The following is a 14,394-nucleotide window of genomic DNA, read 5'->3' as shown; positions in this document are numbered from 1 at the left end:
CTCCTCTGTGGGGGGTCGAATCCTCAGAACGGCTGGTACGGCGGGAACGATGCAGGGCAGCGCGGTGATTCCATGGGTAACGGCGGAAATCCTCACGCCGGACGCCATCTCGGTGGCCTCGGTCGGAGGCGTGCCGCGCGGCTTCGCCGGATGGCAGCGAGTATTGCAGCGGCAACTGGCCAAGACTCCGGCCCTCTACGACGGGGTGACGACCTCGTCGCTGACCGACGCCGTCCAGGTCGCTCGCGAATTGGCCCAGGATGTCGACCTCAGGATTCCCACCAAGTCCGGACCCCACGCGCTGCACATCAGGCCGGTGCTCGGTCCCAACCGCGAGGTGCATGCCATACGACTGTGGATGGGTCCCGCCAAAGCGTCTGTGCCGCAACCCGGATTGGCGATCGGCGCCATTTGGGACCTCGCATCCCAGACGATCGCCGTGCCCAGCGGTTTCGCGGAACTCACCGGAATCTCCCCGGCGGAATACGCGCCGCGGATATCCATCGCCGAGCTGTTTCAATACGTCTCGGGACTCGATCGCCACATCGAGGTTCTCGATCTCCTCGCCGATCCCAGCCCTGGCGCGAAACTCCAGTTCGTGGGGTCGGTTTCGCGGGGCGCCGGCCACACCGGCCGCTGGTGCGTGACGATCCGCGCCCGCAACGATGAGCATGGTCGCGGTGCCTGGTTGCTCATCGAGGATGTCACCACCAACCAAACGGTCGATCAGTGGCCGGACCTCGAATGTGTCGGCCTGCGGGAAGCGCACCGCCGAGCCGGTACCCACCTCGCGGTGATTCACCTCGAGCACACCGGGATCTCGCACTGGCTCACCGACCCGGCGCCATGGATCCGATGGGATTATCTGTTCCACCCCGGCGATGTCATCCACCCCGACGAACGAGTTCATCTCGCGGAGATGGCCGATCATGTTCGTGCCGGACACACGGTCCGGGCGACGGTGCGCACCCTCGACTACACCGGCGGCTACAGCCCGAGCTCGGTGGTGATCTACCCCTATCCCGGCTACTCCAAACAGCCCTTGGCCCTGGTCCAGTTCGACGCGATCCGCGAGGTCGCATCCCTGCCCGAACTCGCTGTGGTCGGAACTGGAAATAGTAGTTATTCGCAGCCGGTCGGATACGACGAACAATTACGGCATCGAGTTGCGGAACGAATGCGTCGAACTCCCGTGCACTGACGTTTTCCCAACTGTGGGGACACGCTTGAATTGGATTCAAGCGCCGGGTCTCTACCATTTCGAGAGTGAATACCAGAGGCGGCAGGCGAGCGGAATCCGGTGAGGCTCTGCTCCGTAGGATGTCCGTGCGTCGCCGCCGCGAGAACATCATCGTGGCCGTGCTGGCATCGCTCGCGGTACTCGGCGGCGGCCACGCCATACTGGACGCGTTCTCCACGCCTCCGCCCGGACCCTCGGACAGCTCGACGATTTCGCTCATCGGACGCGAACGCCTCGCCGAATGGTTCGCCCGGGAATTCATCGTCGTCTACCTCAACGCCACCGCCGGCCAGCAGGACAAGATCGCCGAATTCGTCGGCGGTACCGGACAGGTCGCGCTGCCGACGAGTGCTCGGCAGGCGATCGACCCGACCGTCGTGTACGCGACGCGGAGCGTGTCGAACGGCGACATCGATGTCTGGACCGTGACCGTCTCCGTGCGAGTCTCCAAACGGCCGGGGTCCACCGACGATGCCCGCCAGTACTACCGGGTCGCGGTATCGGTGGTAGCCGGTCGGCTCCGAGCGCTGTCGCTGCCGGCCGTGGTGGAGCCGCCGGCCCACGGCTCGGACCTGGTTCTGGACTACGGGACCTCGTGCACGCAAGGCACCCCGCTCGCAGAGGTAGCGGGCGGATTCCTGCAGGCGATGTTGACCGGTTCCGGTGACATAACCCGTTATGTCACCACCGATTCCGGGATCTCCGCGCTGCGACCCGCGCCGTTCACCACCGTGGAAACCGCCGCGGTCAGCGCCGACGACTCGGGGTGCGGCGCCACCACCGATCGAGCCCGGGTGCTCGCGACGGTCAACCTCAAGACCGACGGCGGCGCGGCACCGGCTCTGACCTACCCCTTGACCATGATCCGCGCCGCGGGGCAGTGGCAGGTGCAGGCGATGGATCCCGTTCCCGCTCTTCGGTCTCCGCTCCAAGTCGCCACCGATCAGGGGCGCGAAACCTCCCCGCCGTCCGCCTCGGCGACGCGGCCACCCTCGAGCGCGGCGCGGATTCCGCCGCCGACGCAGAAATGATCGGGAAAGGAATTCCTTATGGGTACCAATATAGAGTCCATTCTCTACCTGATACTCCAAGCGGTTCGATACATCGGCATCCTGATCCTGATCATCTCCAGCATGGCGATACTCGTGTCCGAGGCCGCGAAGAATAAACTCTCGCCCGGCAAAATTCTGACCGTTGTCGGGTCCGCGATCATTGCCGCGCTGCTGTTCTGGGTGCTGCCCAACCTGATCTATTACGCGAGGTCGGACACCGGCAGGATTGTCCCGGACCGCCAGATCGGCCAATACGGACATTGAGTCAAGTAACCATCAAGGTCTTCACCCCGGTGAAGCGTGTCCCGACCATGATCGGGAAGGCGCAGAACGGGCAGAAGCTGCCATTCGGTCCCTATACCCTCCCGCAGGTCGCGGTGGCAGCGGTGCTGCTGGTGGTGACGTCGATCGGCTGTATGTCGCTACCGGCCAATCCGGCCATCATCTTCATCGCGGGCCTGGTGATCACCGTGGTGACGGTCTTCGCCATCGGGCTCATCCCCTATACGGGCGTCCGCCTGACCTCACGGGTGGTGTGGGTCGGCCGCCTGATCCTGTCGCGAGAGCCGGTGTCCGCCTCCGGTATGCCGGTCGACGCGGCCTCCGCCGGCAACACCTTGTTCATCGAAGAATCCGTGGTCGTCATCCTGCCTACCGTCGCAGCGAATGAGCCACCCTCCGGGCTCTCCGGGGTCTCACTGCTGGAAAGGCTTGTGGGAGACCGTAGTCCGATGACAAAAGGCAGGCTTTGATGGGTTTCGATCGTGATCTGCAACCGACCGCGGCAATCCGGGGCCACCTCCAGTTCACCCACGGGGGATTGGTCACCGCCACGTATTTCATCAGCCCGCTCGGCTACGGCTTGCGCAAGTCCAGCGACAAGTACGAGGTCAAGGCGGCCCATCACGCACTGATCAACGCCTTGCCCAGCGGGTCGCTGCTGCTCGGGATCCAAGCCGGCCTCAACACCCGGGACGTGCTGAGCAAAATGGTGGAGGGCGTCGACCTCGACGACTGTGAGGCCTACGCCGTCGAGGTGGTCGCCGCGTTCGAGCGGGTGCGGGCCATCCGGCCCCAGACCCGCATGTTCCTGCTGTCCATACCCGTCGGCTCCACGAATCCCGGGGTGTCGTCCCTGTCGCGGCTGTGGCGTGGCGGCACCGCGTCCGCGGATGCCGCCGCGATCGCACGCTCGGACCTCGAGGCCTATGAGTCGAAGGCGAACGAGATCCTGTCCCGGATCGGCGGGGACTTCGACCCGGTCCCGGTGCCCGCCGCGCTGTTCCAATGGCTGTGGGAGCACTACCTTTCCCGGGGCGCCGACGGTGATCCGGTCGCACCGACCCGGGAAGGGGTGCTCGACGACGCGACCGCGGCGGTGTTCCGCTCCGCCGCACTCGACGAAGGGGCGCGAGCCGACAGCAGTCGGCGCCTGCGCCCCTCGTTCGTCCCGGTGATCAAGGTGGTCCAACCCGATCGCGATCTCCCGCCCTCGTATCAGGCCATGCTGACCCCGCACTCGTTTCCCTACTCGGGCATGGCTTTTCCCGGCGGCAGCGAATTCCTCAATGTACTGGAGGGATTGGCCGCCGAGGTGACCGTCGACTGGGGGATCCGGGTATCGACCAGACCCGCCGACCAGGTACTGAAGAGCAACGAGACGAATCTGCGGCGGCTCGGCGAGCAGATGGACCAGCGGGATCAGGAGGTGTCGTTCGCGCACAACACCCTGATGTCGAAAGCGCAGATGCTCGGCGAGTACAACAATCACTTCGAGGTCAACGGCGGCGAATCGGAGGTCGCCTTCACCACCGTGATCGCCGTGGGCGGCCGCGACCGGGAAACGACCATGGACGCGGTCAATACCCTCAAGCGTCGGTACAAGCGGTTTCAGGTCGACCTCACCGCACCACTGGGCGCGCAGCTCGATCTCTGGTCGATGCTGGTGCCCGGCAGTCCGTCGCGGCGCGCCTTCGACGACTTCGCCCATATCGTGCCCTCGGACATGTGGGCCGGTTTCGTGCCGTTCACCAGCAGCCAGGTCGGCGACGACAGCGGTCCGGTGATCGGAGTCAACCTGATGTCGGGGCATTTCGAGCCCATCCATTTCGGCATCATGGAGGCCGCCCTGCACGACCTGTCCGCCTCGTTCGCGGTCACCGGCGAACTCGGTTCCGGCAAGTCGTATCTGCTGAAACTCGTTGCGGCGCTGGTGAACGATATGGGCGGCCAGTTCCTGGCCATCGATCGCAGTCAGGTCGGGGAGTGGGAGCATTTCGCCACCGCCATTGACGACGCGGTCGTCATCGATCTGGCCAACCCGACGGTCTCGCTGGACCCGCTGCGCCTGTTCGCACCGCAGGTGGCCGGCGAACGAACCCTCGATTCCATTCTGCCGCTGCTGGATCTGTCGCCGACCTCGGGCGCGGGCGCCGCGGCCAGCGCCCTGCTGACCACTCGCGGCATCACCGAACACCGCATCGCGTCGCTGCTGGATCTCTACCATGTGGTGCGGCGCCTGCGCGACGAGCCGGACGCCAATCCCGAATACGGTGATCTGGCAGCGCGTTTGGGCACCGTCGCCGATCGCGTTCCGGTGTTGTTCGATCCGCAACTGCCGCCCTTGCGACTCGACGCTGCCGCGACAGTCATCCGGAGCCACAATGTCGCCCTGCCGACCGCGGAGGAACTCACCACTCCGCATCTCTACAACCGGCTGCCCTTGACCAAACGGCTGGGTACCGCCCTCTACGAACTCGTCGGCGTGACCGCGCGCGAGGCCTTTCTCACCGACAACGGGCGATTCGGCCTCCTGGTGGGGGACGAGGCGCACCACTTCACCCAAACGCAGGTCGGCGCGGCGGTCACGTCGGATTTCAGTCGAGATGGCCGAAAACACCTGGCGGCCATCGCCTTGGCCTCGCATGACCCGGCCACCGACTTCCAAGGCGCCGCCCACAATCTGATCCCGAACCGGTTCGTCTTCCGTCAGCGTGACGAAACTCTGGCTCGCAACAGTCTGGAATGGCTCGGGGTCGATCTCGACGAGGCACCATATCTCTTGCAGGTGCTGCGCGAGGAGACCTCCCCGCCGGTCGGTGTCGGCCGGCAGGTGCCCGAGGAACGCCGCGGCGAGATGTTCATGCGCGACGCGCTCAATCGCATCGGCCGCGGCAAGGTGCTGGGTCCCGCACGGCCCGATCGGGCGGCCGCCATCACCAGCACGCCGGGGATATCACGGGCGGGTGCGGCCGGCCGGCGAGCGGCGGGGTGACCATGAACGACAGTGAACGCCACCATGATTCGGCGGGGACCACCGCCCTGTTCGACCTCGAGCGGTTCTGGGACGAGCGCCGCTGGCGGCCGAGCGCGGTCCTGGGCGCGGCGCGCGCCTGGGCCACCGTCACCACGCTGCGCCGGCGGACAGTGATCATCATCGCGGCGGTCATCGGGCTGTTCGTCATTCCGGGAATCCTCGGCGCGATCGCGCAGGCCGACCCCGGCAGTGACACCCTGGTCTCCCCCAACAGCGCGCTCAGCTGGATGTACGTTCGAGATTCCGCGGGCGTGGACCTTTCGAACTACGACCTCGCCACCGACCTCCAACAGGACATCTTCCACTTCGATCTCAAGGGCGGCGGGATCGTCGTGATCCTGTCCTTCGAGTTCAGCGGCTGGATCATGATTGTGGGCGGTGGCATCTGGGTGATCGGCTACGTGCTGTCGTTCCGCTGGCTCGATATCCTCATCATCCCGCTGCGCACCGTGTCCCATTCCCTCACCGGTACCATTGCGACCCCGTTGATGCTGATCACCGCGGTCACTGTGGGCGGCGGGTGCGTGGCCTGGTTCGTGCTGCGCGGTCAGCCCGCCAAGGCCGCCGTGCAAGTGGTCACCATGGTGGTGGTCGCGGTCATCGGACCGGTGTTCCTCGCCGACCCGTTGGCGAGCGTGCTGTCCTCCGACGGCTTCCTGAGCCGCGGCCGCGACGTCGGTCTCACGGTCGCCGCCGGACTCAACGGCGACCGCTATACGCCACCGGCGCAACTGATCACGAACATGCAGACGCACATGGCCGACAACTTCGCGCGCCACCCTCTGCAAGTCTGGAACTTCGGGCATGTGATCGACAGCTATCCGGTGTGCCGTGACGCGTGGACGAACGCAGGTCTGACGGGTCATGAGGGCGCCATGCTGGACGTGTTGAGGACCTGTGACAGCAATGCCTACTATTCCGTCAAACATCCGTCCGTCGGGCAGATAGGAACCGGACTGCTCCTGCTGCTGTGCGGGATTCTCTTGCTGGCGTTCGCCGTGGGCTTGGCCTTGCGGATCGTGCGGTCGGCACTGGATTCGGTCTACCACGGTCTGCTGGCCATCTTCGGCTTCGCCGCGGGAGGATTCATCTACGGCCCGAGCCAGACCTTCCTGGTCCGAAACATCATGGACGGATTCTTCGCGGCCGTCCGAATGACCTTGGAAACCATCTTCCTCGGCATCTATATCTTCATCCTCGGCGATATCTTCACCTTGGTTCACGGCCAGGTCATGGAAGCCTTCTTCATCGCTTCTATGCTCGAAATCGTGGCGATCAGCCAGCTCAGACGACTGACGACCAATATCGATCGCGGAAACGACTGGGTGGCAAACCGATTCGCGCTACGCCTGCAGGCCGAAGGAGGCAACAGCGGACGCGCCCTGGGAATGGGCGCGGACGGAGCTCGCTGGCACATGCCCGGGCTCATGAAATTCCTCGCCGGCAGCCAAGTGATCGTCGCCGGCGAGTTGGCCCCGCTCGCGATCCTCAGGCGCCTCGGTCAAGGGCTGGATCATGGGACAGGACGACACACTGCCGGGGCCCTGGCCGCGGCCGCGGCGCCCGCGCCTGTTCCCGCGATACCCGGCCCCGCCGGCCCCCTTCCCCCCGCTCCTGGCGGCCCCCCTGCCCCTGGTGGTGGACCTGCTGCCGGTGGTGGCGGACCTGCTGCCGGTGGACCTGCTGCTGGTGGTGGAGGGAACCCGGGGGCACCTGCGGCTCGGCCCGGTCTTTGGCCGTGGTGGCGGCGCCCCGCCGCCCCGCCGGCCCCGGCACCCGGCGGGGTGGCGGGGCCGGCGGTACCCGTGGCTCCACCCGGCGGCCGGATGATAGGAGGCCTCGTCATACCGCCGGGCTTGATGCACATCCAGACGACGGCTTCGGGCGTGGGCGGGGTCGCCCAGGCCATGGAGCACGTACGTGGCCTGGCCAACCGGGCCTTCGCCACCGGAGACCCCGCACACATGGCCGAATACCAGGCCGGGCTGACGCAACTCCACCAGATGTCGTCTGCCTTCCGTCACGCCAATATCGCGGGTGAAAACCTCGGCACCGACGCCCAACGGCAGTTTGTCGACCGCTACATGACCAATCCCTCGCGAGACGATCTGGTGGCCCTGGGCCACCTCGCCCACAGCACGGACCTGACCGGGCAGCCCCCGGAGATCGCCGCCCGGATCGCGCAGATTCAGAGCCAGGGGATCGACAGCTATGAGGCACGACGCATCTGGGCGGGAATCGGCTACCGGCAAGCCGACACCGTGCACCAGGCCATCGACAGGCTCCAGGGGCAGGCTTTGACCGACCCTCAGGCCCTCGCGGACTTGAGCGCCGCGATGAGGGCCGTCGACCATGCCCAGATGGTCGGAGAACGGTGGACGCCCGCCGAGATGCCGTCGATCTTCCAATAGATCACTTCGCACGAGTCGACCGGACTACTTGCTCGGAGGGCAGGCTATGGGACAGGGGACACTGCTCGGTGGAATGGGCCGGGGGCGTCTGATCGCTCCGGTCGCGCTGACGGTACTGCTGCTGCTTCTCGCCGCGATCATTGGGGTTCTCGGCGGCGCCACCGCGGCCTTCGGTGTGGAATATAACCAGTGCGAATCGGCGGTCGGACCCGACCCGGCGATTACGGAGACACCCACCGTCACGCTGTCGGATCCGACCGGCGAACCGGAATTCACCACGACGATTCCGCCGACCGCCACCTCCGAGGTCGAGGTCACCATCGCGCCGGACAATACGACCGCGTCCCAGTGGGACCGAGACTGTGCGAGCGCGATGCGGTACGCACAGCCTCAGAAGTCGCCCTTGCGGACTCCGTACCGGGGTTTCGCCGCCGAATGCGCCCGCCAGGCCGCGCTCGCACAGCTGAACGGTTATACGAAAGGGAACTCGCGGGTCGTCGATCAGGCGGTGATGACCGCAGCGGTGATCCGTACTGCTTCGCTCGGTGCGCTGAGCGGAGTCTGCCGGTCGGCGACCACCGCCGAAACCGACCCGCGACAATCCGGAGTCGGCGAAAGCCCGGTGGCGCAGGATGATTCGGCGACGGCTAGATGTCAGGATCCGGCCGCCCGGGCGGTCATCGTCTTGCCGGAAACCCTCGACGTTCAGGGATTCTGCGGGCAACGGGTCGATCCCTCGGCGGTCTCCCCCGGGGATCTGGTGTTCTGGGACCACGCGCACCGCGGTCATGTGCCCGGTCACGTCGGTGTCTGGATCGGGCCGAACCTCATCGTGAGCAGCGATCCGGTCTCCGGACAGGTCCGGGAGTCGGAGATGCCCACGGGGCGTGATGTTCTCATCAAACGGGTGCTCGGAGGGCTGCCATGACGAGTCTCGAGCCCGCGGGTGAGATCGAGGTCGCCGAATTCGACACCGAGCCGGTGGCCGACACCACAGCGGCCACCGAGACCGGTCGGACAACCCGAATCCTGCACTCGACCCCGTGGACCACCCGGACGAGCTTCCCGTCGCCGGTCCAGTCGGCGCCGCCCGCTCGATCTCCTTCCAGTGAAGCGACATCCGCGACGTCGGCCGACATTCCTCCGGGCGAGTCTCGGCCGACCGCGACGACCGTTTCGGCCACACCGACCGGGCCGACCGCGGTCACCGGCACTTCAGCGGCTCCGTCCGCGGCGGCCCCACCGATACCGGCAGCTTCGGCGGCCACAGTGCCGCGATCAGCGAATGCTGCTGTCCAACAGCGGAATCCGACATACGCACCGACATCAGCGACGAACCCCGGGGCTACCGGCCTCGGGCAACCTCCAATGCTGGACACGGCCCAACCGGCTACATTCGGACATTCCTTTCCGAGCATGCTCGCCCCGCTCCTGGCATCGGCCCTGGCCGACTCCGCGAGATCGGGAGCGACACCCACGGCCAGCAAGGTGCCGAGTGGCGCACTCGCTGCGCGAGCGCAGACCGCGCTTCAGGCGGCGCAGCAGACATACGGCACCCGGCAGACCACGCCGCCGGCATCCACGAATTCAGCGCCCGGCAGCGCCCGACCACCTGGCAGCGCGCAGTCGACCGGCGCCATGACGGGCGCCGCCGCGGCCGCGGCGAAGGCCGCGCAGCTCTATCAGAGCCATACCGCCACCGCCTACTACAACATCGACAGTCAGTTGGCCGTGTACCTGGATGCGCTCGCCGGGTATCACGATCTGGATGTCGCCGCGGTGAAACGTCTGCTCGGCGAACTCAATGCCGCGCTCGAGGCCCTCGGCCCGGAGGCGTACACCCCCGCCGGTCAGAAACGTGTTCATGACCTCGTGACCATCGCGCTCGTCGCGGGAGACAATATCGTCACCGGCGGGCACGCGAGCGCGAGTGACATCGCCGGGGCCATCGATCAACTCACCGCCCTGTTCCTCTACAACATCGCCGGAAAGCGGCACGACGGAGTCACGCTACCGAACGCGCCCGCCGCCGCACTGCGGCAAGCCGGATACACACAGCCGGGCACGCCCGCCGCCGTCCAGCAGGCGATCTCGACAGCGCTGTTGCAACAGGGAAAACCGTATGGCTGGGGCGACACCGGGCCCGATTCCTTCGACTGTTCCGGACTGATGCAGTACGCTGCGGCATCCGCCGGGATCTCGATCCCGCGCACCTCCCAGGAGCAATACGCGCAGCTGCCCGCGGTGAACCCCGCCGATATCCGCCCCGGGGATCTGATCTTCCTCGAGTTCGGGGCCGACGGTCCCGGCCACGTCATGATGTATCTCGGAAACGGGCAGTGCGTCGAGGCTCCGCACACCGGCGCGTATGTCAGGGTGACTTCGTTGCCCGACAGCTTCGAGGCCCGGCGACTGCCTTAATGCCGCCGCGGCCGTGCGACCTGTAATCGCTGGTGCCGCTGTGTGATTCGTGTGGTACATGGTCCGCTCAGGGCTCGGGGGAGTCTCGTCATCAGCGAATTCTCACTCGTGGGGAGCGGTCGCTGCGCCCGCTGCCGGTGATCGATAAGGTCGTGCGCACCGTCTGTTCACCCGTCAATAGATTCAGGGCGGCGGGTGGGCAGCGGTCTCGAACTCGTCGCCGCTCGACGCCGACGGCGAGAGGAGCGGATCGATGGAGCAGCCGGCAGGCGAATTGCCTTGGCCCACTTGGGGACTGGACTTCGCCGAGGTGCGCCGCGGGGGCTGGCGACCACTGGGCTTCCATGAGTTCGTCGTGAAGGTCCACGGCCGCTGCAACCTGGCGTGCGACTACTGCTACATCTACGAAATGGCCGACCAGAGTTGGCGTTCCAAGCCCAAGGCCATGAGCCGGGAGATCTTCGTCGAGTCCTGCCGGATGATCGCCGATCATGCCGCCCGGCACGCCCTGCCCGCGATCGGGCTCGTCTTCCACGGTGGTGAACCCCTGCTGGTCGGGCCGACCGAACTGGAGCACTTCGCGCGCACCGCGACGACGATCATCGGTGCGAACAGCAAGGTGCGCTTGGGAATTCAGACCAACGGCGTGCTGATCGACGACGACGTCCTGCGCGTCTGCGAGCGGTGGAACATCCGCGTCGGAGTCAGCCTCGACGGCGGCGAGTACGAACACGACCGGCATCGGCTCGACCACGTGGGCCGCGGCAGCCACGAGAAGGTGGTGGCCGCACTGGACCGATTGCTGGCACCCGCGTATCGGCATCTGTACTCCGGGCTGTTGTGCACCATCGACCTCGCCAACGATCCGGTGCGGACCTATGAGGCGCTGGTTAGGCATGATCCGCCCACCGTCGATTTCCTGCTGCCGCACGGAAACTGGACCACACCACCGCCCGGCCGTATTCCGGACCTCACCGTAACGCCCTACGCCGACTGGCTGATCCCGGTCTTCGACCGCTGGTACGACGCGCCGGAGCTGGAAACCCGGGTGCGCCTGTTCGACACCATCATTCAACGGCTGTTCGGGCGCCCCGCCGGCTCGGAAGCCATCGGCCTGGAACCCATCCGGGTCGCCGTCATCGAAACCGACGGCTCCCTGGAACAGGTCGACGAGCTGAAGTCGGCCTTCGAAGGCGCCGCCACCCTGGCGATTCGCGGCGACGGCAACCCGCTCGAGGCGGCCCTGTGGGAGCCGGCGATGGCGGCCCGCCAGATCGGTGTCGCTGCGCTCGGCGACACCTGCCGCGCCTGTGCGCTGCACACCGTGTGCGGTGGCGGACATTACGTGCACCGCTACCGCCAAGGCGCGGGATTCCGCAATCCCTCGGTGTACTGCCCCGACCTGATCGCCCTGATCACCCACATCGAAAACCGGGTGCGCGAGGACCTCGGCACTGCCCTCGACCGGGCCACGACATGAGGTGCCGCTCGCAACCCCGAAGACACAGGAGACGCACCATGCCCGCGACGGCGCACGACCTCGGCGACATCGTCATCGATCTGAGCTCCGGGTACGGCTCCGAGGACAGCGTCGCGGCGCTCACCGGCGGCATGCTCGACCTGCGAATGATATTGCTGCGCACCCTGATCGGCGGCCTCGACGCGCAGACGGCCGCCGAAGCCGGAATCCCCGTGGCATACCGAACGCTTGCGGAACTGCAACTCGAACACCCGGAAACGGTCGCGGCGCTGCTGTGTTATCCGCACACCGGCCCGTGGCTGACGCACACACTCGCGCGTATCGCCGATCCTGGCGACTCGGAGATTCCGCTATGGGCCGATTGCGGTTATCTCGGATGGCTCGCGGCGGCCGCCGGCCTGAGCTGCCGGCTCGAAGGCGCCATGCGGCTGGTGGTCCGCAGCGGGGTGGTCATGCTTCCCATGCTCGGGCTGGCTCGGCTCGAATCCCCGGACTACCACGGGCACTGTGAACTACGGTGGTCTGCCACCGGTGCACTGACCTTCACCTCGGCGGCGGGCAGCGTCGAAATCGATACGGTGACAGCCGAATCGCATCCGAATTGGTCACCGCTGCGTTGGGTACACACGGCCGACGGCGAAACGAAGGTGTGGCTCGACGACCTCGACCCGTTCCGGCAGCTGGCGGCGACCTCGGACGAGCCGCCGAGGCTGGACACCGAACAGGCCCGGCACTGGCAGCGCGACTTCGCCGACGCCTGGCGACTGCTGCGCGACAATCTGGAGAACTGCGTGCCGCCGATGCGCGAGACCCTGCGCAGCCTCGTCCCGCTCAGCGCCAAACCCCTGGTGGCCAGCACCAGTCACACCGCGGCAGAGAGCCCCGGCTGCGTCTACACCACCGCGCCCGCCGACGGCTGCCAGCTGGCACTGACCCTGATCCACGAAATCCAGCACTCCAAATTCAATCTGCTGATCGACCAGGCGCAGCTGTTCGACGCCGACCCCACCTGCCGGTTCTACGCTCCCTGGCGTGACGACCCGCGCCCGATCCTCGGTCTGCTGCACGGGATCTACGCCTTCTTCGGCGTCACCGACTTCTGGCGGATGCACCGGCATTCGGACTGCCACGGCTCCCAGCAGGCCCACGCCGACTTCGAACTGTGGCGCCGGCAGGTGAGTACGGCCATCGCCCAGGCGCAGACCTCGGGACTGCTGACCGCGCAGGGACACCGATTCGCCGACGCCCTCGCCGACGCCATGCGCCCGTGGGCCGAGGAGACGCTGCCACCGGCCGCGAAACACGCCGCCACGGAGGCGATGACCGCGCACCGGACCTTCTGGCGCGTCCGCAATCTCGCCCCGGACCCGGCCTGGATCGCCGACCTGGCCACCCGCTGGGCCGCAGGCCGCCCGCCCAGCGCCGAAGTCCCTGCCGTGACCTACCTCGACCAGCGATCGATCCCCGAACACCACCTGCGTCTTCCGCTCGCCGCCCAACTGAAAACGACGGACCGCGCGGCCACCCCCGGCCGCCTGCCCGGACAACCGGAAGGCGACAGCGCCTACCTGGCCGGATACCGCAGCGAAGCGCTCGCCCTCTACACCCGCGAACTGCATACCGATCCACTGCGCCCGCAACTGTGGGCCGGATTGGCATTGACCGTGCCGAAAATCTACGGCACCCGGCGCAGCACGATTCTCGATCTGCGACCCGAGGTCGCGGCCCACCTTTACGACGCCGCGGGCCCGGACACCGACATCCTGGCCCTCCTGCGCTGGCTGGCATGAACGGTGGCGGTTGTTCGCACCGACTTCTCAATGGTGGGAATCGCCGAAAATGAGCGCAGTAGCCTCGGGCTTCTTGCCTTTCGGACGACTGCGGTGGTCGGTCGGAGCGGAGTGACAGGCCACCATGCTTCTGCGTCGATCTGTGACTGGTGAGGGACGATGGGAATCTGGAGCGAGCTCCAAGAGAAGGCAATTCCGGTACTGGGAATTGTAGGAATGGCATCGAAGTTCATTCCGCAGCTCGCATGGATTGCACCGGCTGCGGGTGCTGTGATCGGCGCAGGGGTTGCTTGGGAAAACCACGAAGGTTTCGATGGTATCGTTGAGAATGCGGCGATTGACGCAGCATCTGTCGGCTTTGGTAATAAGCTCGGCAGAGGGGTCGCGGAGATAACGGATACCGCCAAGGCGGGCAAGGGTACTTGGTCCCTTTTGAAAGGTGGAGCCGCAGCGGGTCTTTCCTCGTGGTTCGGAAGTCGTTTCCACGATAGTTTATCCGGATCACATCACGACCAGAATGGCGACCCTGGGTCTGGGCATCAGCCCAAGCCGGATGGCACTCCGAAACCGGCTCAGTACGTTCAGCCGGGCGGTGTCCAGAGGGTAGATATTACGGATCTGAATGGGCAACTCCTCGGTTGGTCAGGTACGTCGCAACCGAACGGGCAGGTGCCCAGTGCCTGA

The 14,394-nt window shown here is 66.4% G+C and carries 11 protein-coding genes; all 11 read left to right on the top strand.

The annotated features are described in order from the left end of the window. Nucleotides 1-49: 49 nt before the first annotated feature. The 11 genes from ABZ909_RS27355 (at nucleotide 50) to ABZ909_RS27305 (ending at nucleotide 14,394) form a co-directional block, all read left to right on the top strand. A complete protein-coding gene (locus ABZ909_RS27355) occupies nucleotides 50-1,201 on the top strand; it encodes a GAF domain-containing protein (RefSeq protein ID WP_357004727.1) in 1,152 nt (383 codons plus the stop codon). A 119-nt stretch (nucleotides 1,202-1,320) separates the two neighbouring features. Further along, entirely contained in the window at nucleotides 1,321-2,271 is a 951-nt protein-coding gene (locus tag ABZ909_RS27350; protein WP_357004724.1) for a conjugal transfer protein, read from the top strand. A gap of 18 nt (nucleotides 2,272-2,289) precedes the next feature. Next, nucleotides 2,290-2,556 (top strand): hypothetical protein, encoded by a 267-nt coding sequence (locus ABZ909_RS27345; RefSeq protein ID WP_357004721.1) that lies wholly within the window; start codon nucleotides 2,290-2,292, stop codon nucleotides 2,554-2,556. Further along, nucleotides 2,553-3,044 carry a hypothetical protein gene (locus ABZ909_RS27340; RefSeq protein ID WP_357004718.1) on the top strand — a complete coding sequence of 164 codons (492 nt, stop codon included), beginning with the start codon at nucleotides 2,553-2,555 and terminating at the stop codon, nucleotides 3,042-3,044. The genes ABZ909_RS27345 and ABZ909_RS27340 overlap by 4 nt, the downstream gene beginning before the upstream one ends. After that, nucleotides 3,044-5,566 (top strand): ATP-binding protein, encoded by a 2,523-nt coding sequence (locus ABZ909_RS27335; protein ID WP_357004715.1) that lies wholly within the window; start codon nucleotides 3,044-3,046, stop codon nucleotides 5,564-5,566. The genes ABZ909_RS27340 and ABZ909_RS27335 overlap by 1 nt, the downstream gene beginning before the upstream one ends. Nucleotides 5,567-5,718: 152 nt before the next feature. Continuing rightward, nucleotides 5,719-8,019 carry a hypothetical protein gene (locus ABZ909_RS27330; protein WP_357004712.1) on the top strand — a complete coding sequence of 767 codons (2,301 nt, stop codon included), beginning with the start codon at nucleotides 5,719-5,721 and terminating at the stop codon, nucleotides 8,017-8,019. Nucleotides 8,020-8,065: 46 nt separating this feature from the next. After that, complete coding sequence (locus ABZ909_RS27325) at nucleotides 8,066-8,947, top strand: NlpC/P60 family protein (RefSeq protein ID WP_357004709.1); 882 nt, start codon at nucleotides 8,066-8,068, stop codon at nucleotides 8,945-8,947. Nucleotides 8,948-9,435: 488 nt separating this feature from the next. Then, complete coding sequence (locus ABZ909_RS27320; RefSeq protein ID WP_357004706.1) at nucleotides 9,436-10,440, top strand: NlpC/P60 family protein; 1,005 nt, start codon at nucleotides 9,436-9,438, stop codon at nucleotides 10,438-10,440. A 253-nt stretch (nucleotides 10,441-10,693) separates the two neighbouring features. After that, entirely contained in the window at nucleotides 10,694-11,920 is a 1,227-nt protein-coding gene (locus ABZ909_RS27315) for an FxsB family cyclophane-forming radical SAM/SPASM peptide maturase (RefSeq protein ID WP_357004704.1), read from the top strand. Nucleotides 11,921-11,958: 38 nt separating this feature from the next. After that, nucleotides 11,959-13,710 carry an HEXXH motif domain-containing protein gene (locus ABZ909_RS27310; protein WP_357004701.1) on the top strand — a complete coding sequence of 584 codons (1,752 nt, stop codon included), beginning with the start codon at nucleotides 11,959-11,961 and terminating at the stop codon, nucleotides 13,708-13,710. Between the two features lie 159 nt (nucleotides 13,711-13,869). Continuing rightward, nucleotides 13,870-14,394 (top strand): hypothetical protein, encoded by a 525-nt coding sequence (locus ABZ909_RS27305; protein ID WP_357004699.1) that lies wholly within the window; start codon nucleotides 13,870-13,872, stop codon nucleotides 14,392-14,394.

This window comes from Nocardia sp. NPDC046763 (genome assembly GCF_040645495.1).
In the GTDB taxonomy this organism is placed as follows: Bacteria; Actinomycetota; Actinomycetes; order Mycobacteriales; family Mycobacteriaceae; genus Nocardia.
The sequence above is the reverse complement of the archived record's forward strand: the minus strand, read 5'-3'. Positions and strand labels throughout refer to the sequence as shown.